The sequence below is a fragment of the Streptomyces sp. NPDC090025 genome (assembly GCF_044748125.1).
Lineage (GTDB): Bacteria > Actinomycetota > Actinomycetes > Streptomycetales > Streptomycetaceae > Streptomyces.
In genome coordinates this window covers 427032-449044 of sequence record NZ_JBIVFL010000003.1, presented here as the reverse complement: position 1 = coordinate 449044, position 22013 = coordinate 427032, and the positions used below count along the sequence as shown (strand labels likewise).

The window sequence follows — 22013 nt, the reverse complement described above, 5'->3', positions numbered from 1 at the left end:
TGCCAGATGCCGTCCCCTCGACAGATCATCCCTCCGACGGGTAACGGGCGCACCCTGTCCGACCTAGGAATGACCTCCGCCATGGGGACAGTCCCAGGGTCCCCTAGTCGGCGGGGGAGGCGGACGGCGGGGCCGACGCCGTCGAGCCGCGGACCACCAGCTCCGGCATGAACACGAACTCGCTGTGCGGCGCCGGGGTGCCCCCGATCTCCTCCAGGAGCGCCCGTACCGACGCCTGTCCCATCGCCTGCACCGGCTGCCGGATGGTGGTCAGCGGCGGATCGGTGAAAGCTATGAGCGGGGAGTCGTCGAAACCGACCACCGAGACGTCCTGCGGCACCCGAAGGCCCCGCTCCCGGGCCGCCCTGATCGCGCCGAGCGCCATCATGTCGCTGGCGCAGACGATCGCGGTGCAGCCGCGCTCGATGAGCGCGGTCGCCGCGGCCTGTCCGCCCTCAAGCGTGTACAGGGAGTGCTGGACCAGCTCGTCGGTCTCCTCGGGGCCGAGCCCGAGCCGCTCCCGCATCCCCTTGCGGAAGCCCTCGATCTTGCGCAGCACCGGCACGAAGCGCCGCGGGCCGACCGCGAGGCCGATCCGGGTGTGCCCGAGCGCCACCAGGTGCGTCACGGCCAGGACCATCGCGGCCCGGTCGTCGGGGGAGACGAACGGGGCCTGCACCTTGGGGGAGAAACCGTTGATGAGGACGTACGGGACGCCCTTGCCGCGCAGCTGGTCGTAGCGGGTGGTGTCGGCGGTGGTGTCCGCGTGCAGTCCGGACACGAAGATGATCCCGGAGACGCCCCGCTCCACCAGCATGTCGGTGAGCTCGTCCTCGGTGGACCCGCCGGGGGTCTGGGTGGCGAGCACCGGGGTGTATCCCTGCCGGGTGAGGGCCTGCCCGATGACCTGCGCGAGCGCGGGGAAGATCGGGTTGTCCAGTTCGGGGGTTATCAGTCCGACCAGGCCCGCGCTGCGCTGGCGCAGCCGTACCGGACGCTCGTAGCCGAGCACGTCGAGTGCGGCGAGCACGGATTCACGGGTGGCCGCGGCCACACCGGGCTTGCCGTTGAGCACGCGGCTGACTGTGGCTTCACTGACCCCCGCCTGGGCTGCGATGTCGGCGAGCCGCGCGGTCATGAGAGTGGACTGTACCGGTCACGGATCGGATTGCCCACCGAACGCGGCCCCGCTGCGGCCCCTCGCCGACCGCGCCCGCCGTGAGCACCGTGCCCAGCGCGCCCGCGCCCCTTGCAACGTTCTTGCAGGCGTCCTTGCAACTCACCCACGGACCCACCCACGGACCCACCCACGGGCCACCCGCAAACCCTCCCGCGCGCCCCTTGCGCAAGATCTTGCGGCGGAATGCGGGATTCCAGCGGGTACGCAAGGCGACCGGGGCCCGCCGAGCGCCCCCGGTCGCCCCCGGAAACCCCTGTCAAGCGCCCTGACGGCAACCTTCGGGACACGTGGATGTAACGATCACCGCATCTTGCAGAAATTTCCAGCAAGGTCTTTCGGCGCGTTTTCATCCCTGTTACGTTCCTGGCAACCCGGCGCGCCGCGAGGGAGCGGTCGCACTGAGAAGGTTCCTGACCCTTGTCCTGAAGGTGTTCCAGACCCTCGTCCAGCCGGGACATCTGAAGGAGTTCACATGCGGCGTGGCATAGCGGCCACCGCGCTGGTCGCCGCCCTGGGCGTGACCCTGGCGGCGTGCGGAAGCGACAGCGGTTCTGGCGGCGGCGGCTCGAAGGGCTCGGGCGAGCTCTCCGGCACCGTGACCTGGTGGGACACCTCGACGGTCGGCTCCGAGGACAAGGTCTTCAAGAAGCTGGCCGAGGACTTCACCAAGAAGCACCCCAAGGTCACCGTCAAGTACGTGAACGTGCCGTTCGGCGACGCGCAGAACAAGTTCAAGAACGCCGCCCAGTCCGGCGCGGGTGCCCCCGACGTGATCCGCTCCGAGGTCGCCTGGACCCCGGACTTCGCGAACCTCGGCTACCTCGCCCCGCTCGACGGCACCGCCGCCCTGAAGGACCAGGACGACTTCCTCAAGCAGGCGGCCGCGTCCACCAAGTACAACGGCAAGACCTACGCCGTGCCGCAGGTCATCGACTCCATGGGCATCTTCTACAACAAGAAGATCTTCAAGGACGCCGGCGTCGAGGTCCCCAAGACCGTCGACGAGCTCAAGACCGTCTCCGCCAAGATCAAGCAGAAGACCGGCAAGACCGGCCTCTACCTGCGCGGCGACGACGCCTACTGGTACCTCTCCTTCCTGTACGGCGAGGGCGGCGACCTGGTCAACGCCGACACCAAGACCGTCACCGTCGACAACCCGGCGGGCGTCAAGGCGCTGAAGGTCGTCAAGGACCTGGTCGACTCCGGCGCCGCCAAGACCGACGCCACCGACGGCTGGAACAACATGCAGACCGCCTTCAAGGACGGTCAGGTCGCCATGATGATCAACGGTCCGTGGGCCGTCGCCGACACCTACACCGGCAAGGAGTTCGCCGACAAGGCGAACCTGGGCATCGCCCCGGTCCCGGCCGGTTCGGCCGGTCAGGGCGCCCCGCAGGGCGGCCACAACCTCGCCGTCTACGCGGGCTCCAAGAACATGGACGCCTCCTACGCCTTCGTCGAGTACATGAGCTCGCCCGAGGTCCAGGCGCAGGTCGCCAAGGACCTGAGCCTGCTGCCGACCCGTACCTCGGTCTACGGCAAGACGGAGGTGGCGACCAACGAGATGATCACCTTCTTCAAGCCGGTCGTCGACAAGGCCGTCGAGCGCCCCTGGATCCCCGAGACCGGCAGCCTGTTCGCGCCGCTGGTCACCGAGTACACCAAGGTCCTGACGAACCAGACCTCCCCCGAGGACGGGGCGAAGGCGGCGGGCGACGCCTACCGCAAGCTCCTGAAGGACTGGAAGTAACAGGACCCGGAGCGGCGGGCGCAGGCGCAGGACGAGGACGCGGGAAGGAAGGCTGACCGGCTGATGGCTCTGGACACCAGCAGCACCAGCAGCCAGTCGCCGGCGAAGGCCGCGGGCGGGGACACCGCCCGCGGCCGGAGCCGCGGAACTGGCAACCGGCGGGGCACGCTGCGGCGTTCGCTCGCCACCCACTGGTACGCCTGGGCGATGGTCGCCCCGGTGGTGCTGGTGATCGGAGTGATCATCGGATACCCGCTGGTACGCGGGATCTGGCTGTCGCTCACCGATGCCAACGAGCGCAACGTCGAGCGTTCCATCGGCGTCAACCACATCCCGGCGACGTACGAGTTCGTCGGCGTGGACAACTACGTGGACGCCCTCACCGGCGGCCAGTTCCTCGGCACCCTCGGCTGGACCCTGGTGTGGACGGTCGGCTGTGTGTCGGTCACCTTCGCCCTCGGCCTCGGCCTCGCCAACCTGCTCAACCGCAGGATCGCCGGCCGCTCCGTCTACCGGATGCTGCTCATCCTGCCCTGGGCGGTGCCCGGCTTCGTCTCCGTCTTCGCCTGGCGCTTCCTCTACAACGAGGACAACGGCCTGCTCAACAAGATCCTGGCGGGCGGCGGCATCGACGCGGTGCCGTGGCTCAACGACCCGACCTGGGCCAAGTTCTCCGTCATCGCCGTCAACGTCTGGCTCGGCGTGCCCTTCATGATGGTCGCCCTGCTCGGCGGGCTCCAGTCGATCCCCGGCGAGCTGTACGAGGCCGCCGAGATGGACGGCGCGGGCGCCCTCCAGCGGTTCCGGCACATCACGATGCCCGGACTGCGCTCGGTCTCCACCACGGTGATCCTGCTCAGCACCATCTGGACCTTCAACATGTTCCCGGTGATCTTCCTGCTGACCCGCGGCGGACCCGGTGAGGCCACCCAGATCCTGGTGACCCAGGCGTACAAGTTCTCCTTCGAGATCAGCCCGCGCGACTACGCGCAGTCCTCCACCTGGGGCGTGCTGATCCTGATCCTCCTGATGGCCTTCGCCGCGGTCTACCGGCGGGTCCTCCGCAAGCAGGGAGATGTCTGGTGACCACCGCGACCCCCACCACCGGCTCCGGCTCCGGCGCCGGAGCCACGGGCTCCGCCGCCCCGCGCGCGAACACCGCGGCCAAGGGCAAGGGCAAGGCCAAGGGGCAGGCCAACGCCCCGCGCCGCGGCCGCCGTTCACCGCTCGCCTCGGTCGCGCTGCACGCGACCCTGGTCGTCGCCGCCGTCATCGCCGTGTTCCCGGTCCTGTGGGTGCTGCTGACCTCGCTCAAGCCCGCGAAGTACGCCACCACCACGGACTTCGTGAAGGAACCGACGGTCGAGAACTACACGAACCTGCTGAACGACACCCCGTTCCTCAGCTGGTTCGGCAACTCGCTGCTGGTCGCCGCGCTCACCACCCTGATCGGCGTCTTCGTCGCCGCCACCACCGGCTACGCCGTCAGCCGCTTCCGGTTCCCCGGCAAGCGCGGACTGATGTGGACGCTGCTGATCACCCAGATGTTCCCGGTCGCCGTCCTCATCGTGCCGATCTACAACATCATGGCGTCGCTCGGCCTGCTCAACAGCGCGGCCGGCCTGGTCATCACGTACCTCACCATCGCCGTGCCGTTCTGCGCCTGGATGATGAAGGGCTTCTTCGACACCATCCCGCGCGAGATCGACGAGTCGGGACACGTCGACGGCCTCACCCCGTTCGGCACCTTCTGGCGGCTGATCCTGCCGCTGGCCAAGCCGGGCATCGCGGTCACCGCCTTCTACTCCTTCATCACCGCCTGGAGCGAGGTGGCGTACGCCTCCGCCTTCATGGTCGGCGACGAGAACCTCACCCTCGCGGGCGGACTGCAGAAGTTCGTCAACCAGTACGGCGCCCAGTGGGGCCCGATGAGCGCGGCCTCCGTGCTGATCGCCATCCCCGCCGCGGTGGTGTTCCTGTTCGCCCAACGCCATCTGGTGACCGGCATGTCCGCCGGTGCCGTCAAGGGCTGACCCGCCGCACGCGCCCGTCCGTGCCCGCCCGCCGGTGCCCGCGCCCACTCCGCGGGCCCGCCCGTCCCCACGTGTCCGCACGTTCCTTACGACGCAAGGAAGACATGACCCAGCACCTCGCCGCCCCCGCCGACGCCGCAACCGCCACCGGCACGCAGTCGGGCTGGTGGAGAGACGCGGTGATCTACCAGGTCTACCCGCGCAGCTTCGCCGACGGCAACGGTGACGGCATGGGCGACCTGGCGGGCGTCCGCAGCCGGCTGCCGTACCTCAAGGAACTCGGCGTCGACGCCGTCTGGCTCTCCCCGTTCTACGCCTCCCCGCAGGCCGACGCCGGGTACGACGTCGCCGACTACCGGGCGATCGACCCCATGTTCGGCACCCTGCACGACGCCGACGCCGTCATCCGCGAGGCCCACGCGCTCGGCCTGCGGATCATCGTCGACCTGGTCCCCAACCACTCCTCCGACCAGCACGAGTGGTTCCAGCGCGCGCTGCGCGAGGGCCCCGGCTCCCCGCTGCGCGACCGCTACCACTTCCGGGCCGGAAACGGCGCCGACGGCGAACTCCCGCCCAACGACTGGGAGTCCATCTTCGGCGGCCCCGCCTGGACCCGCAGCGCGAACCCGGACGGCACCCCCGGCGACTGGTACCTCCACCTGTTCGCGCCCGAGCAGCCCGACTTCAACTGGGAACACCCCGCCGTACGCGACGAGTTCCGCTCCATCCTGCGGTTCTGGCTCGACATGGGCGTCGACGGCTTCCGGGTCGACGTCGCCCACGGCCTGGTCAAGGCCGAGGGCCTGCCCGACATCGGCGCCCACGACCAGCTCAAGCTGCTCGGCAACGACGTCATGCCCTTCTTCGACCAGGACGGCGTCCACGAGATCTACCGCTCCTGGCGCCAGGTCCTCGCCGAGTACGACGGAGCCCGCGTCCTGGTCGCCGAGGCGTGGACCCCCACCGTCGAGCGCACCGCCCACTACGTGCGCCCCGACGAGATGCACCAGGCGTTCAACTTCCAGTACCTGGGCACCCATTGGGACGCCGAGGAGCTGCGCCGGGTGATCGACGACTCGCTCGCCGCGATGCGCCCGGTCGGCGCCCCCACCACCTGGGTGCTGTCCAACCACGACGTCACCCGGCACGCCACCCGGTTCGCCAACCCGCCCGGCCTCGGCACCCAGCTGCGCACCCCCGGCGACCGGCCGCTCGGTCTGCGCCGGGCCCGCGCCGCGACCCTGCTGATGCTGGCGCTGCCCGGCTCCGCCTACCTCTACCAGGGCGAGGAGCTCGGCCTGCCCGACGTCACCGACCTGCCCGACGAGGTGCGCCAGGACCCGTCGTTCTTCCGGGCCACCGGCCAGGACGGCTTCCGCGACGGCTGCCGGGTGCCGATCCCGTGGTCGGCCGAGGGCTCCTCGTACGGCTTCGGTACGGGCGGCTCCTGGCTGCCGCAGCCCGCCGGCTGGGGCGAGCTCAGCGTCGAGGCGCAGACCGGGGTGCCCGGCTCCACCCTGGAGCTGTACCGGGCGGCGCTCGCCGTCCGCCGGGAGCGGCCCGGGCTCGGCGCGGGCGAGACCGTCAGCTGGCTGGACGCCCCCGAGGGGCTGCTCGCCTTCCGGCGCGACGGCTTCGTCTGCACCGCCAACACCACCGGCCGGGCCATCTCCGTCCCGCTGCCCGGCCGGTTCCTCCTCGCCAGCGGCCCGGTCGGCGACGACATCGCCACCGCCACCGCCACCGCCACCGCCACCGCCACCGCCACCGCCGCCGGCTCCGATGTCGTCGCCCTGCCCGCGGACACCACGGTGTGGTGGGCGGTGTGACGATCCCCCTGTCGCGGGGCGCCGGAGGGGGCGCCCCGCGGCTCGCGGACATCGCGGCCCAGTCCGGGGTCAGCGAGGCCACCGTCAGCCGGGTCCTCAACGGCAAGGCGGGCGTCGCCGGGGCCACCCGGCACAAGGTGCTCGCCGCGCTCGACGTGCTGGGCTACGAACGGCCGGTACGGCTCAAGCGGCGCAGCGCGGGACTGATCGGGCTCGTGGTGCCCGAGCTGACCAACCCGATCTTCCCGGCGTTCGCCCAGGTCATCGAACAGGTGCTGGCCGGGCACGGCTACACGCCGGTGCTGTGCACCCAGATGCCCGGCGGCGCCACCGAGGACGAGCTGGTCGAGCAGTTGGTGGAGCGCGGGGTCGCGGGCATCGTGTTCCTGTCCGGGCTGCACGCGGACGCCACCGCCGACCCGGCCCGCTACACCCGGCTCGCCCAGCGCGGGGTGCCGTTCGTCCTCATCAACGGCTTCAACGAGCACATCGACGCCAACTTCGTGTCGCCCGACGACCGGGCCGCGGCCCGGACGGCCGTACGCCACCTCGTGGAACTCGGCCACCAGCGGATCGGACTGGCCATCGGCCCGACCCGCTACGTGCCCTCGCGCCGCAAGGCCGAGGGCTTCACCGCCGAGCTGGTCCGGCTGCTCGGCGTCGAACGGGCCGAGGCCGAACGCCTCGTGCGGCCCACCCTGTTCGGCGTCGAGGGCGGCCACGCCGCCGCCGACCAGCTGCTCGCCGAGGGCTGCACCGGCATCGTGTGCGGCTCCGACCTGATGGCGCTCGGCGTGGTCAGGGCGGCCCGGGCCCGGGGCCTCGACGTGCCCGGCGAGGTCTCGGTGGTCGGCTTCGACGACTCGCCGCTGATCGCGTTCACCGACCCGCCGCTGACCACCGTGCGCCAGCCGGTGCAGGCGATGGCGACGGCGGCCGTCGGCGCGCTCCTGGAGGAGATCGAGGGGAATCCGGTGCAGCGCACCGAGTTCGTCTTCCAGCCGGAGCTGGTGGTGCGCGGCTCGACCGCGCAGCCGCCGTCCCCGGCGGTGGCGCCGCGGCCCCGTGCGGGGTCCCGTGCCGCTTCGCAACTCCTTGCGTAATCCTTTGCGTTCCTCGTGCGGGAAGGGTTGACCGCACACCTGTACGCCCCTACGGTCGCGGCTGAAAAGAGTTGCTGTCATTTTCGGCAACTTCTTGCGAACCGCTCGCGAGCCGCATGTGCGAGCCGGACTCGCGAGCCGCTCTTACGACAGGGACGTCGTACAGGAGGATTCATGGCCAGAAAGACCGTGGCCGCGGCTCTCGCCCTCGTGGCGGGAGCCGCCCTGGCCGTCACGGGAGCCCCCGCCGCCGAGGCCGCACCGCCCGGCACCAAGGACGTCACCGCGGTGATGTTCGAGTGGAACTTCGGCTCCGTGGCCCGCGCCTGCACCGAACAGCTCGGCCCCGCCGGGTACGGCTACGTACAGGTCTCACCGCCCCAGGAGCGCATCCAGGGCCCGCAGTGGTGGACCGCGTACCAGCCCGTCAGCTACAAGATCGCCGGACCGCTCGGCGACCGCGCCGCCTTCAAGGCGATGATCGACACCTGTCACGCCGCCGGGGTGAAGGTCGTCGCCGACTCCGTCGTCAACCACATGGCGAACTCCTCCGGCACCGGCACCGGCGGCACCGCCTTCTCCAAGTACGACTACCCGGGCCTCTACTCGGGCGCCGACATGGACGACTGCCGCACCACCATCGGCGGCAACTACCAGGACCGCGCCAACGTCCAGAACTGCGAACTCGTCGGCCTGCCCGACCTGGACACCGGCGAGGACCGGGTGCGCGGCCGGATCGCGGGCTACCTCAACGACCTGCTGTCGCTCGGCGTCGACGGCTTCCGCGTCGACGCCGCCAAGCACATGCCGGCCGCCGACCTCGCCAACATCAAGTCCCGGCTGACGAATCCTTCCGCCTACTGGAAGCAGGAGGCCATCTTCGGCGCCGGGGAGGCCGTCTCGCCCAGCGAGTACCTCGGCAACGGCGACGTCCAGGAGTTCCGCTACGCCCGCGACCTCAAGCGGGTGCTGCAGAACGAGAAGCTGGCCTATCTGAAGAACTTCGGCGAGGCGTGGGGATACATGCCGTCCGGCCAGTCCGCCGTCTTCGTCGACAACCACGACACCGAGCGCGGCGGCGACACCCTGAACTACAAGGACGGCGCGAACTACACCCTCGCCTCCGTCTTCATGCTCGCCTGGCCCTACGGCGCCCCCGACGTCCACTCCGGCTACGAGTGGTCCGACAAGGACGCGGGCGCCCCGAACAACCACCAGGTGAACGCCTGTTACAGCGACGGCTGGAAGTGCCAGCACGCCTGGCGCGAGATCTCCTCCATGGTCGCCTTCCGCAACACCGCGCGCGGCCAGGCCGTCACCGACTGGTGGGACAACGGCGGCAACGCCATCGCGTTCGGCCGCGGCACCAAGGCGTACGTGGCGATCAACCACGAGGGTTCGGCGCTCACCCGCACCTTCCAGACCTCGCTCGCCGCCGGGAGCTACTGCGACGTGCAGACCGGCAAGCCGGTCACGGTGAACGCGGCGGGCCAGTTCACCGCCGCCCTCGGCGCGAACACCGCGCTCGCCCTGCACACCGGCGCCCGCGACTGCGGCACCCAGCAACCCGCCACCTCCGGCGCCGCGTTCGCCGTCGACGCCACCACCAGCACCGGCCAGAACATCTACGTCACCGGCAACCGGCCCGAGCTCGGCAACTGGGCCCCCGCCGCCGCCGTCAAGCTCGACCCGGCCACGTACCCGGTCTGGCAGCTGACCGTCGCGCTGCCCGCCGGAACCGCCTTCGAGTACAAGTACCTCCGCAAGGACGCGGCGGGCAACGTGACCTGGGAGTCCGGCGCCAACCGCACCGCGACCGTCCCCGGCACCGGCCAGACCGTCCTGAACGACACCTTCCGCAACTGACGCCGCCGTCCCCCTGCCCGGGAGCACCCTCGTGACACGCAAGAGAACGGCGGCCGTCGTGGCCGCCGCCCTGTGCGCGGCCCTCGTGCCCGTCCTGCCCGCCTCCGCCACCGGCGCCGCCACGGCCGCCACCACCGCCGCGCCGCGCCCGCCCGCCCCGCCCTCCGACCGGGCGCTCGCCGCCACCCCCGCCCGGCACGACCTCACCCGCGAGCAGTTCTACTTCGTGCTCCCGGACCGCTTCGCCAACGGCGACCCCGGCAACGACCGCGGCGGCCTCACCGGCTCCCGCACCGCCACCGGCTTCGACCCCACCGACAAGGGCTTCTACCAGGGCGGCGACCTCAAGGGCCTGACCCGGCGGCTCGACTACATCAAGGGCCTCGGCACCACCGCCATCTGGCTGGCGCCGATCTTCAAGAACCGGCCGGTGCAGGGCGAGGGCAAGGACGCCAGCGCCGGGTACCACGGCTACTGGATCACCGACTTCACCCAGGTCGACCCGCACTTCGGCACCAACGACGACCTCAGGCGGCTGATCGCCGCCGCCCACGCCAAGGGCATGAAGGTCTTCTTCGACGTCATCACCAACCACACCGCCGACACCGTCGACTACGCCGAGAAGACCTACGGCTACCGCCCCAAGGGCGCCTACCCGTACCTCGACGCCACCGGGCGCCCGTTCGACGACCGTACGGACACCGCCGGACGCGCGAAGGTGGACGCCGACTCCTTCCCGTACACCCCGGTCGTACGGGCCGGGACCGGCGGCAAGGTCCCGGCCTGGCTCGACGACCCCACGATGTACCACAACCGGGGCGACTCGACCTGGGCCGGCGAGTCCGCCGAGTACGGCGACTTCGTCGGGCTCGACGACCTGTGGACCGAACGGCCCGAGGTCGTCGAGGGCATGAAGAAGATCTACGAGAAGTGGGTCCACGACTTCCGGATCGACGGTTTCCGCATCGACACCGTCAAGCACGTCAACCTGGACTTCTGGACCCAGTGGGCCACCGCCCTCGACGCCTACGCCGAGAAGCAGGGCCGCCCCGACTTCTTCATGTTCGGCGAGGTCTACTCCGCCGACCCCGCCGTCACCAGCCCCTACGTGACCCGCGGCAGGCTCGACGCCACCCTCGACTTCCCCTTCCAGGACGCCGCCCGCGCCTTCGCCTCGCAGGACGCCGGGGCCGACAAGCTCGCCAAGGTGTTCGCCGAGGACTTCCGCTACACCACCGACAAGGCCAACGCCTACGAGCAGGTCACCTTCCTCGGCAACCACGACATGGGCCGGATCGGGACCTTCCTCAAGCAGGACCACCCCGGCGCCGACGACACCGAACTCCTCCGCCGGGCCCGGCTCGCCAACGAGCTGATGTTCCTCTCGCGCGGCAACCCGGTCGTCTACTACGGCGACGAGCAGGGCTTCACCGGCGCGGGCGGCGACAAGGACGCCCGCCAGACCCTGTTCGCCTCGAAGACCGCCGACTACCTCGACGACGACCAGCTCGGCACCGACCGCACCCACGCCACCGACGCGTACGACACCGGGCACCCGCTCTACCGGTCCATCGCCGCCCTGTCGAAGCTCACCAAGGCACACCCCGCGCTGCGCGACGGCGTCCAGCAGGAGCGGTACGCCGAGGGCTCCGTCTACGCCTTCTCCCGCACCGACGCCAAGGAGAAGACCGAGTACCTGGTCGCCACCAACAGCGCCACCACCCCCAGGACCGTCCGCGTCCCGGTCGAGTCCGCCGCCTTCCGCCTCCTGTACGGGGCGACGGGCGCCGTCACCGCCGAGAACGGCGCCGTCGCCGTCACCGTCCCGGCGCTCTCCTCCCTCGTCCTGAAGGCGGACCGGCCGCTGCCCGCCCCGGCGACCGCTCCGGCCGTCACCCTCAAGGCCCCCGCCGCCGGAGCCACCGGCACCGTCGAGCTTACCGCCGACGTCACCGGCGGCGGCCTCAACCGGGTCGTGTTCGCCGCCCAGACCGGCGACGGACGCTGGCAGACCCTCGGCACCGCCGACCACGCCCCCTACCAGGTCACCCAGCACGTGACCGCCCCCGCCGGCACCGCCCTGCGCTACAAGGCCGTCGCCGTCGACCCGACGGGACGCACCGCCAGCGCCCTCGCCACCAGCACGGCCGGCGCGCCCCCGGCGCCCGAGAAGCCCGTCGCCGTCCAGCGGCCCTACGCCGTCGTCCACTACCAGCGCGCCGACGGCGACTACGACGGCTGGACCCTGAAGGCCGCGGGCCAGGAGGCCGCGTTCACCGGGCGCGACGCGCACGGCGCGTTCGCCTGGGTCAAGGTCCCCGAGGGCGCCGCCACCGTCCCGTACACCGTCGAGAAGAACGGCGCCGCCGACGGGCCGCGGCGCAGCGTCGTCCTCGCCCGCACCGGCGAGGTCTGGATCACCCAGGGCGCCGACGGCCAGTCCGACACGAACCCGGCCCCGGTGCCGCAGGACAAGCGCAAGGTGGTCCTGCACCACCAGCGCCCGGACGGGGCGTACGACGGCTGGGGCCTGCACCTGTGGACCGGCGCCGCCCAGCCCACCGACTGGTCCAAGCCGCTCATGCCCGCCCGCTTCGACGCGTACGGCGCCGTCTACGAGGTGCCGCTCGCCGAGGACGCCACCACGCTCTCCTACATCCTCCACAAGGGCGACCAGAAGGACCTGCCCACCGACCAGTCCCTCGACCTCGCCACCTACGGCCACGAGGTCTGGCTGCTCGGCGGACAGCCCGGCTACCTCCTGCCGACCACCGGCGCCGCGCCCGACCTCGACCTCGGCAAGGCCGAGGCCCAGTGGATCGACCGCACCACCGTCGTCTGGAAGGTGAAGGCCACCGACGCCACCAGCCAGCAGCTGGTGTACGCGCCCGGCACCGCCCGGGGCGGGATCACCGTCACCGACGGCGCCCTCAGCGACGAGGGCCGCTGGCTCCGGCTCCGCCCCGGCGCCCTCACCGACGCCCAGAAGGCGACGTACCCGCACCTGAAGGACCATCCGGCGTTCACCGTCGACCCGCGCGACGCCGACCGGATCCGGGACTCGCTGCGCGGACAGCTCCTCGCCACCCAGCGGGCCGCGAACGGGGCGCTGCTCGCCGCCACCGGTGTGCAGACCGCGGGCGTCCTCGACGACCTGTACGCCACGGCCGCGAGCCGCACCGCGCTCGGCCCGGTGTTCCGGGGCGGCCGCCCCACCCTCGCCGTCTGGGCACCGACCGCCCACTCCGTCGCCCTCGAACTCGACGGCCGTACGGTCCCGATGCGCCGCGACGACACCTCCGGCGTCTGGTCGGTCACCGGCCCGAAGGCGTGGACCGGCAAGCCGTACCGGTACGTGGTGAACGTCTGGGCGCCCACCGTCCAACGGCTCGTCGAGAACCGGGTCACCGACCCCTACTCCACCGCCCTCACCACCGACTCGGCCCGCAGCCTCGCCGTCGACCTCGCCGACCCGACGCTCGCCCCGCCCGGCTGGCGCGCACTGCGCAAGCCCGCCGCCGTGCCGCTGCGCGACGCCCAGATCCAGGAGCTGCACATCCGCGACTTCTCGATCGCCGACCCCACCGCGAACCCCGCCCACCGCGGCGGCTACCTCGCCTTCACCGACCTCGGCAGCGCGGGCTCGAAGCACCTGGCGGCACTCGCCCGCTCCGGCACCTCCTACGTCCACCTGCTCCCGGCCTTCGACATCGGCACCATCCCCGAGAAGAAGTCCGAACAGACCCAGCCCGCCTGCGAGTTGAAGGTGTACGCGCCCGACTCCGCCGAACAGCAGGCGTGCGTGACCGCGGCCGCGGCCAAGGACGCCTACAACTGGGGCTACGACCCGCTGCACTACACCGTGCCGGAAGGCTCGTACGCCACCGACCCCGAAGGCACCCGCCGCACCGTCGAGTTCCGGCGGATGGTCCAGGCCCTCAACGGCCAGGGCCTGCGCACCGTCATGGACGTCGTCTACAACCACACCGTCGCCGCCGGACAGTCCGACAGGTCCGTCCTCGACCGGATCGTGCCCGGCTACTACCAGCGGCTCCAGGCCGACGGCTCCGTCGCCACCTCCACCTGCTGCGCCAACACCGCGCCCGAGAACGCCATGATGGGCAGACTGGTCGTCGACTCCGTCGTCACCTGGGCCAAGCAGTACAAGGTCGACGGCTTCCGCTTCGACCTCATGGGCCACCACCCCAAGGCCAACATCCTCGCCGTGCGCAAGGCACTCGACGCGCTCACCGTCGCCCGCGACGGCGTCGACGGCAAGGCGATCGTCCTGTACGGCGAGGGCTGGAACTTCGGCGAGATCGCCGACGACGCCCGCTTCGTCCAGGCCACCCAGAAGAACATGGCAGGGACCGGCATCGCCACCTTCTCCGACCGGGCCCGCGACGCCGTCCGCGGCGGCGGCCCCTTCGACGAGGACCCCCGCGTCCAGGGCTTCGCCTCCGGCCTCTTCACCGACCCCAACGGCTCACCCGCCAACGGCACCCCCGACCAGCAGAAGGCCCGGCTGCTCCACTACCAGGACCTGATCAAGGTCGGCCTCACCGGCAACCTCGCGGGCTACCGCTTCACCGACACCTCCGGCCGTACCGTCACCGGCGCCGACGTCGACTACAACGGCTCACCGGCCGGCTACGCCGCCGCCCCCGGCGACGCCCTCGCCTACGCCGACGCCCACGACAACGAGACCCTGTACGACGCCCTCGCCTTCAAGCTCCCACCGTCCACCAGCCCCGCCGACCGGGCGCGGGCGCAGGTCGTCGCCCTCGCCACCGCCACCCTCTCGCAGGGCCCCGCCCTGTCCCAGGCGGGCAGCGACCTGCTCCGCTCCAAGTCCCTCGACCGCAACTCGTACGACAGCGGCGACTGGTTCAACGCCATCCACTGGGACTGCGCGAAGGCCGACGGCGCCGGTAACGGCTTCGGGCGCGGACTGCCGCCCGCCGCCGACAACCGGACCAAGTGGCCCTACGCCACCCCGCTGCTCGCGAACCCCGCCTTGCGCGCGGGCTGCGCCGAGACCGACGCGACCTCCGCCGCCTACCGCGACCTGCAACGCATCCGCACCACCGAACCCGCCTTCTCGCTCGCCACCGCACGGCAGGTCCAGGACACCCTGTCCTTCCCGCTGTCCGGACCCGACGAGACCCCCGGCGTGCTCACCATGCGCCTCGGCGACCTCGTCGTCGTCCTCAACGCCACCCCGCACACCCAGGCGCAGACCGTCCCGGCGCTCGCCGGACACGGCTACCGGCTGCACCCCGTGCAGGCGACCGGCGCCGACCCGGTGGTGAAGTCCGCCTCGTACGCCACAGGACCGGGCACCTTCACCGTCCCCGCCCGCACGGTCGCCGTCTTCACCGCGCGCTCCGCCGCACGCGGCTGAACCGGACGCACCAGGAGGGGCCGTCCGCTCGGCGGACGGCCCCTTGTGCGACCCTCGGACGCCCGGCCAAGCTGGACGCCGACATCCGCCCCACGCCCGACCACCAGGAGCGAGCAGCCCCATGCCGCACATCAACGTCGACTACTCCGCGCCCCTCGACCGGCGCGGCTTCGCGCTCGCCCTGCACCCGCTCGTCGTCGAGACCGTCGACGCGCCCCTCACCGGCTGCGTCACCAGCTTCCGCGAGATCGAGGAGACCGTGACCGGCGACGGCACCGGCGCCACCAGCCTGGTCCACGTCGACATCGCGCTGCTCCCCGGCCGCGCCGCCGAGGCGAAGGCCCGCCTGTCGGCCGCCGTGCTCGCGCTGCTCCCCGCGCACCTCAAGGACGACGAGGGCGTCACCCTCACCGTCGAGGTCCGCGACCTGGACGCGTCCTACGCCAAGCGCCGCTGATCCGGCAGCTCCACCGCCGGAACCACCGCCGGGCCTGCCGCCGCGGGCAGCAGCGCGGCGAGCCGGCCGACCAGATCGCCGAACGGCCCGTCGGCCGGCTCGTCCGCCAGGATCCGCAGCAGGATCGCCGCCATCTCCTCGTCGTACGCGGCGCTGACCGCCGCGAGCGCGGCGAAGTCGTGCACCAGCTGGAGTTCGAGCTCCGCGCGCGGCACCCGCCGACCGTCCAGCCACAGCAGCGCCGTCGACTCCGCGAGCGACACCCAGGACCGCACCACGAGTTCGAGCCGCGCCGACGGCTCCACGACCTCCAGATGCGCCAGGATCTGCTCGTACGCCGCCTGCCGCACCTCGTCGATCATCGCGTTCGTCGTCGACGAACCGACCGCCGGGCCGCCCCGCATCAGCGCCGAGAACCCCGGGCCGTGCTTCTCCACGAAATCGAAGAACCGCCCCATCACGCGCAGCAGTCGGGCCCCGAGCGGCCCCTTCGGCGGCTCGACGAACCGCGCCGCCAGCTCGTCCGCCGCGCGCCGCAGCGCCGCCTCGTACAGCGACTGCTTGCCGGGGAAGTAGTGGTAGACGAGCGGCCGGGAGATGCCCGCGGCGGCGGCGATCTCGTCGATCGAGACCTCGTCGGGGGAGCGGCGGCTGAACAGTTCGAGGGCCACCCCGATCAACTGCCGCTTGCGCTCCTCGACGCCCATCCTGCGGCGCACTCCGGTCGTCATGCGAACAGCCTAACGGGAGTCCGTTACGCTCCCGGCACATGAGCGCTTCTGAGCAGGCTTCCGAGCACGACACCCCGGCCACGTCCGACATCGGGCCGGACGGGACCGACGAGGAGCGGACCGGGCTCACCCCCCGGCAGGCCCGGCTGCTCCGGATCGTGGTGGGCTCGGTCCTGCTCGTGGTGATGGGCGCCGTCCTGGTGTTCCGGCTCGCCGCGCACACCTCGGTGCTCGTCGTCGGCGTCTACGGACTCGCCATGATCATCTGCGGCATCGTGATCGAGCTCTCCCGCAACGGCCGCACCCGGCTCGCCACCTGGCTCCTGGTGGCCGGCCTGCTCGCCGCCCTCGGCCTCGACTGGATGCTGCCCTGACCCCTTTCGCGGGCGGCTCAGAGGTCGAGCACCAGCCGCTCGCCCGCGCACCGCGACACACAGATCAGCATCGAGTCGGCCCGCTCGGCGTCGCTCAGGAGCTCGTCCCGGTGGTCGATCTCCCCGCCGAGCACCTGCTGCCGGCAGGTGCCGCAGAACCCCTGCTGACAGGAGTACAGGACCCCCGGCACCGCCTCGCGCACCGCCGCCAGGACCGTCTGGTCGGCCGCCACCGGCACCGTGCGCCCGGAGCGCCGCAACTCCACCTCGAAGGGCGTCCCGCCCGCCGTCGGCGCGGCCGAGAAGCGTTCGAGACGCGGGGTGCGGCCCGCCGGGAGCGCCGCCGACACCGCCGCCATCAGACCCTCGGGCCCGCAGCAGTGCACGACCGTCTCCGCCGGGAGCCCGGCCAGGAAGCCCAGGTCGGGCCGCCCGTCGGTGTCCTCGGCGACCACCGTCGTCCGCCCCTCGCCCAGCCGCTCCACCTCGTCCAGGTACGGCATGGTGGCCCGGCTGCGCCCGCAGTACAGCAGCCGCCAGTCGGTGCCCGCCGCCCGCGCCGCGCGGAGCATCGGCAGGATCGGCGTGATCCCGATGCCCCCGGCGACGAACACGTACGAGGGTGCGTCGGCGAGCGGGAACCGGTTGCGCGGCCCCCGGATCTCGATCTCGGTGCCCACCTGGAGCTGTTCATGGACCTCGCGCGAGCCGCCCCGGCCGCCGTCCGCCGCCCCGATCAGCCGGGTGGCGACGGTGTAGACGCCGGACTCGGCCGGGTCCCCGCACAGCGAGTACTGCCGCACGGTGCCGGACGGCAGCACCAGATCGATGTGCGCGCCGGGTTGCCAGCCGGGCAACCCGCTGCCTTCGAGGCGGAGTTGGACCACGCCGTCGGCGGGCTCGGTGCGCCCGGCGACGACGACCCGGCGGGTCACCGTGGCGAGGCGGCCGCGGCCGGACACCGGCTCGTCGAGCGCGGGCAGCGGCCACAGCGGCGACTCCTCGATCCGGCGGCGCAGCGCCCGCTTGGCGAGCAGCGCGGCCCCGGCGACGAGGACGACGGTACGGAGACGGGGGACCGGCGGCATCAGACGCGGCCTCCGTTGGCGCCGGGGGAGGCGGCGAGATAGGCCACCGCCTGGGCGGTGTCGCCCTCCTGGGTGGGGTGGTAGGCCCGGCTCAGATAGCGCGGGATGGAGCGCAGCATGTCGGGCGTCGACGGCAGCACACCCTCGCGGCCCTTGCGGACGAACTGTCCGATGCTGGGCTTGCCTTCGATGAGCGTGGGGTCGTTCTCCATGAAGAACCGCACCCCGCGCTGCCACAGGAACACCAGCGCCGAGAACGCCGCCGCCCAGGTGCGGGCCCGCCGCCGGTAGCCGCCGTCGAGGTGCAGGAACAGCTCGAACGCCACCGAGCGGTGCTCGACCTCCTCCGCGCCGTGCCAGCGCAGCAGGTCCAGCATCACCGGGTCGGCGCCGACCCGGTCCAGCTCCTCGGCGTTGAGCACCCAGTTGCCGAGGAAGGCGGTGTAGTGCTCGATCGCGGCGATCAGCGCCACCCGCTCCATCAGCCACCACCGGCGCGGCCGCCCCGGCGGCAGCGTCCGGTCGCCGAGCAGCTTCTCGAAGAACCAGTCGACCTGCGCGGTGTACGGGGTGGGGTCGAGGCCCAGCTTCTTCAGATGCGGCAGCACGTCGTCGTGCGCCTGGGAGTGCACGGCCTCCTGCCCGATGAAGCCGATGACGTCTTCCCGCAGCCGCTCGTCGGTGATGTACGGCAGCACCTGCTTGTACACGTGCACGAACCAGCGCTCCCCGGCCGGGAGCAGCAGGTGCAGCACGTTGATGGTGTGCGTGGTGAACGGGTCCCCGGGGACCCAGTGAAGCGGTGTCTGCTCCCAGTCGAAGGAGACCTTCCGAGCCTTCAGCTCGATGTGCTCCGACGCCACCGCCGCGGGGTGCGTATTAGACATGCCGTCAATGTACTGAGCGGTAAGCCGAAGGAACAGGGGTCGTACGGGAGGATTTCCCCACCGTACGACCCCGGCCCCCGGTCCGCGTGACCGGCCGCGTTCGCCTTGAGGCCGCCCGCTAGCGCAGCGAGTTCACCCGGCGGCCGTCGCGCAGCGTCCCCGCGAGATCGGCCCGGCTGCCCGGCGCCGCCTTCACCGCGAGCAGCGGACCCTCGGCCCGCCCCGTCACCCCGCCGGTCAGCGCGAGCGAAGCGAAGTCCGGCGACCCGGCGGCCAGCACGTACCACTGCCCGCCGCGCGCCTGCCACACCACGCCCGCCAGCACCCTCGGGTCCCGCACCCCGCACGCCGCCGAGCCCTCGGAGCGGGCCGCGAGCGCCGCCGTCCCGGTCGCGCCCGGCGCCCGGAACAGGGCCAGGCTCCGGCTGCCGCCGCCCCGCCAGGTCTCGGCCCGCGCGCAGCTCCACTCCGCCGCGCCCGCGCCCTCCGGCAACGGCTGCGTCGCGTACGCCCAGAGGTTCACCGACCGCACCCCGTGCGACCGGACCGCCGTCAACTGGCAGGCGGCCCGCGCCCATTGCTCCCGCGCGGCCGGGGCCTCCGGGTCGGCGGGCGCGGCGGGCGGACCCGCGGTCAGCCGGGCCGGGGCCAGCTCGCCCAGGTCGGTCAGGAACCGGACGCCCGAGCCGTCCCGCACCCGCAGCGTGCTCCAGCGCGTACAGGCACCGGCGGCCGTCACCGGGGACGGGATCGGCTCCGTCACCCCGGCCGCGTCCCGGGTGAGCACCCGGGCCGGCTTCGCCGGGAGCAGCAGGTCCACGACCGCCGCCTCGGTCACCCACGGCGCCGTCAGATAGCGCACGTTGCCGCCGGACGACCGGGACACCACGAGCGCCGCCGAACCCACCGCGTCCGCCCCGTCGGTGCGCGCGAAGTCGAGGGCCGCGCCGTCGGCGTCACCGACCGGCTCCGCGTACCGCACCACCCGCAGGCCGTCGTAGTAGAGCACCACCCGGACCGCGTCGACCTCGCCCGCGAACAGCAGCTGCGGCGAACCCATCGGCGGCCCCGGCGGGGTGCCGGGCGTCGCCGACGCGTGGACGTCGGGGCCCGGCCGCGCCCACACCGCGAGCGCCCTGCGCAGCAGTCCGGTGTCCCCGGTCAGACCGCCGCGCGCGGGCCACACGGACAGGTCGGTGCGCGTCGAGTACCGCCAGTCGACCGCGCCGACCCGCTTCACCCCGGCCGGGTCGAGCGCTGCCTCGGCCGCCGGATTGCGCGCGTACGACGGGGCCGCAGCACCGTTTCTGCCCCAGCCGTCGCCCGGCAGCCCGAGCAGCGCCCCGCACACCGCCACCGCCGCGGCCGCCGCGAGCGCCGCCTTGGCGTGCTGACGGCGCCGCATCAGATCGGTCGGCCTGGCCTGCAGCGAGCACGGGTCGAACTCCGGCGACTCCAGGAGCGCGGCCCCGCCGACGGCGCCGTCGGCCGCCGCCACCGAGTCCGCCTCGGCGAGCGCCGCCGCCGGGTCCTCGGCCCCGGCCGCCGCGAGCACCCGCAGCACCTCGGGATCGCCCTGCCGCTCAAGACCGCGCAGCACGTACGCCGCCCGGCCGGGCCCGGAGAGCGCGGAGAGCCGCTGGTCCAGGGCGAGTTCGTCGGCGCCGCCCGCGCGCGGGAACAGCCGGAGCCCCCACACCTGCGGCAGCAGCGGCGGGAACTGCGCCCGGCGCGGCAGGGCCCGGCGGCGCAGCGGCAGCCCGGCGATCAGGGCCTGGCGCAGCACCTCGCCCCGTACGTACGCGTAGCCCGGGTCGACGGCGTCCTCGTCGGTGCGCCGGGCGCCGGGCACCACGCCCCCGGCGCTCCCGGCACCGGTCGTGGTGCGCCGCCGCGGCAGCGAGCGCTGCACCAGCGCGTGCGCGGTGAGCACCCGGCGGTTGCGGCCGAGCGACGGCGGCAGCACCAGATAGGCGATCCGCACCAGCCGCGGATAGTGCTCGACGAGCGCGGCCTCGGCCTGTTCGACGTCGACGGGGGAGGCGGCGGGCGGACCGGCGGGGGAGTCGGGACCGGAGGAGTCCGGGTCGTGGGAGGGGGCGAGTTCCTGGGTGCTCACGTTCAGCAGAACGAGCGATTCTTGCGATGGTCACCACGGCCGGGTCCCCCGAACGGGTCCATCCGACGCGCGCCGGGGGCGCACCGGGGGAGCCCGCGCCCCGTGCCCCTTCCCGACCCCGGGGCTCGGGCCGCGTCAGGCCCCGTCAGGCCGCGTGCACCGTCAGCCGCTCACGGACCACCTGGACGACCTCGTCCGGGACGCCGAGCCCGTCCCGTACGTACGCCTCCATCGAGCCGTGCCGCTCCTTGACCTCGTCGAGCGCCGCCTGAAGGTACTCCGGCACCACGCCGATCAGCGCGAGCGCCAGGTCCGGGTCGCCGCCCTGCGCGGTGAAGCCCTCGATCATCGGGGCGAACGCCGCGCGCACCCCCGGGTTGACCGACAGGTACTCCGCCATCACCGTCTCGTCGTCCGCGCCGAGCAGCGTGAGGACGATCGTCGCCGCCCAGCCGGTGCGGTCCTTGCCCGCCGTGCAGTGGAACAGCAGCGGCCCGGCCGCCGGGTCGCCCAGCTCGGTGAGGAAGGCGCGGTACGAGGCGCGCGCCGACTCGGTGTTCACGAAGGCCCGGTAGGTGCCCGCGAACGCGGCCTGCGCCTTGCCGCCGCCGAGGTGCTTCTCGGCCAGCGCCGGGTCGGACATCAGGTCCTTCAGCTGTGCGGCGGGCGGCAGCCCGCTGCTCGCCAGGAAGTCCGCGAGCACGTCCGCGACCAGGCCGGACGCGCCGTCCGGGAGGCGGTCGGGCCGGTCGGCGCGCTCGGCGGCGGTCCGGAAGTCGACGACGGTACGGATGCCGAGCCCGGCCACCACCGGATCGGCCGGATCCAGCCGGTCCAGCTGACCGGACCGGAACAGCAGGCCCTCGCGGACGCTGCGGCCGTCGCCGAGCGGAAGACTGCCGAGGTCACGCAGGTTGGCGACGGTGGCGGCGGGAAGGGCGGGCATAGGACGACTCCTCCGGAACCGTACGAAGCGGACTCATCGTACTTTCCTATGACCGTAGCCGATGGCTGTCGTGAACGATCAGCTGGGTTCCGGCCGCCGGGCGCCCCCGGGGGGACCCGGGGTGCTGGTCACGGCGGCGGGGTGACAGCATGGCGGCACGATGACGCACCCCCGGTCGCCGCTGCGCGCCCTCCGGGCCGCACTGTTCGCGGCGGTGTGCGTCACTTTGGCCGCTGTGGGGCATTC

15 protein-coding genes are annotated in these 22013 nt (G+C 72.6%); 9 read left to right on the top strand and 6 right to left on the bottom strand.

Features of this window, described 5'->3' with window-relative positions:
* Positions 1–103: 103 nt before the first annotated feature.
* Complete coding sequence (locus ACIPXM_RS11330) at positions 104–1138, bottom strand: LacI family DNA-binding transcriptional regulator (RefSeq protein ID WP_401654462.1); 1035 nt, start codon at positions 1136–1138, stop codon at positions 104–106.
* A 514-nt stretch (positions 1139–1652) separates the two neighbouring features.
* Here ACIPXM_RS11330 and ACIPXM_RS11325 point away from each other — a divergent pair.
* The 8 genes from ACIPXM_RS11325 (at position 1653) to ACIPXM_RS11290 (ending at position 15622) form a co-directional block, all read left to right on the top strand.
* On the top strand, positions 1653–2930 hold the full coding sequence (locus tag ACIPXM_RS11325) for an extracellular solute-binding protein (protein ID WP_401654460.1): 1278 nt from the start codon (positions 1653–1655) through the stop codon (positions 2928–2930).
* Between the two features lie 63 nt (positions 2931–2993).
* Positions 2994–4016 (top strand): carbohydrate ABC transporter permease, encoded by a 1023-nt coding sequence (locus tag ACIPXM_RS11320; RefSeq protein WP_401654458.1) that lies wholly within the window; start codon positions 2994–2996, stop codon positions 4014–4016.
* A 155-nt stretch (positions 4017–4171) separates the two neighbouring features.
* Complete coding sequence (locus tag ACIPXM_RS11315; protein WP_401654798.1) at positions 4172–4963, top strand: sugar ABC transporter permease; 792 nt, start codon at positions 4172–4174, stop codon at positions 4961–4963.
* A 104-nt stretch (positions 4964–5067) separates the two neighbouring features.
* Complete coding sequence (locus ACIPXM_RS11310; protein ID WP_401654456.1) at positions 5068–6792, top strand: glycoside hydrolase family 13 protein; 1725 nt, start codon at positions 5068–5070, stop codon at positions 6790–6792.
* Complete coding sequence (locus ACIPXM_RS11305; protein ID WP_401654454.1) at positions 6780–7895, top strand: LacI family DNA-binding transcriptional regulator; 1116 nt, start codon at positions 6780–6782, stop codon at positions 7893–7895. The genes ACIPXM_RS11310 and ACIPXM_RS11305 overlap by 13 nt, the downstream gene beginning before the upstream one ends.
* Before the next feature lie 174 nt (positions 7896–8069).
* Positions 8070–9761 carry a carbohydrate-binding module family 20 domain-containing protein gene (locus tag ACIPXM_RS11300; protein ID WP_401654451.1) on the top strand — a complete coding sequence of 564 codons (1692 nt, stop codon included), beginning with the start codon at positions 8070–8072 and terminating at the stop codon, positions 9759–9761.
* Positions 9762–9792: 31 nt separating this feature from the next.
* A complete protein-coding gene (pulA, locus tag ACIPXM_RS11295) occupies positions 9793–15165 on the top strand; it encodes a pullulanase-type alpha-1,6-glucosidase (RefSeq protein WP_401654449.1) in 5373 nt (1790 codons plus the stop codon).
* Positions 15166–15286: 121 nt separating this feature from the next.
* Positions 15287–15622 carry a 5-carboxymethyl-2-hydroxymuconate Delta-isomerase gene (locus ACIPXM_RS11290; protein ID WP_401654447.1) on the top strand — a complete coding sequence of 112 codons (336 nt, stop codon included), beginning with the start codon at positions 15287–15289 and terminating at the stop codon, positions 15620–15622.
* Here ACIPXM_RS11290 and ACIPXM_RS11285 read toward each other — a convergent pair.
* Entirely contained in the window at positions 15604–16353 is a 750-nt protein-coding gene (locus ACIPXM_RS11285; RefSeq protein WP_401654445.1) for a TetR/AcrR family transcriptional regulator, read from the bottom strand. The genes ACIPXM_RS11290 and ACIPXM_RS11285 overlap by 19 nt on opposite strands.
* Positions 16354–16391: 38 nt before the next feature.
* Here ACIPXM_RS11285 and ACIPXM_RS11280 point away from each other — a divergent pair, with 38 nt between their 5' ends.
* Entirely contained in the window at positions 16392–16727 is a 336-nt protein-coding gene (locus tag ACIPXM_RS11280) for a hypothetical protein (RefSeq protein WP_401654443.1), read from the top strand.
* Between the two features lie 17 nt (positions 16728–16744).
* On the opposite strand, the gene ACIPXM_RS11275 is transcribed toward ACIPXM_RS11280, so the two are convergent.
* The 4 genes from ACIPXM_RS11275 to ACIPXM_RS11260 form a co-directional block, all read right to left on the bottom strand.
* Complete coding sequence (locus ACIPXM_RS11275) at positions 16745–17815, bottom strand: PDR/VanB family oxidoreductase (RefSeq protein WP_401654441.1); 1071 nt, start codon at positions 17813–17815, stop codon at positions 16745–16747.
* Positions 17815–18702, bottom strand: a complete 888-nt coding sequence (locus ACIPXM_RS11270) for a metal-dependent hydrolase (protein WP_401654439.1) — start codon at positions 18700–18702, stop codon at positions 17815–17817. Before ACIPXM_RS11270 ends, ACIPXM_RS11275 begins: the two co-directional genes overlap by 1 nt.
* 118 nt (positions 18703–18820) lie before the next feature.
* Positions 18821–20821 (bottom strand): hypothetical protein, encoded by a 2001-nt coding sequence (locus tag ACIPXM_RS11265; protein WP_401654437.1) that lies wholly within the window; start codon positions 20819–20821, stop codon positions 18821–18823.
* Between the two features lie 145 nt (positions 20822–20966).
* A complete protein-coding gene (locus tag ACIPXM_RS11260) occupies positions 20967–21767 on the bottom strand; it encodes a tyrosine-protein phosphatase (RefSeq protein ID WP_401654435.1) in 801 nt (266 codons plus the stop codon).
* Positions 21768–22013: the final 246 nt, after the last annotated feature.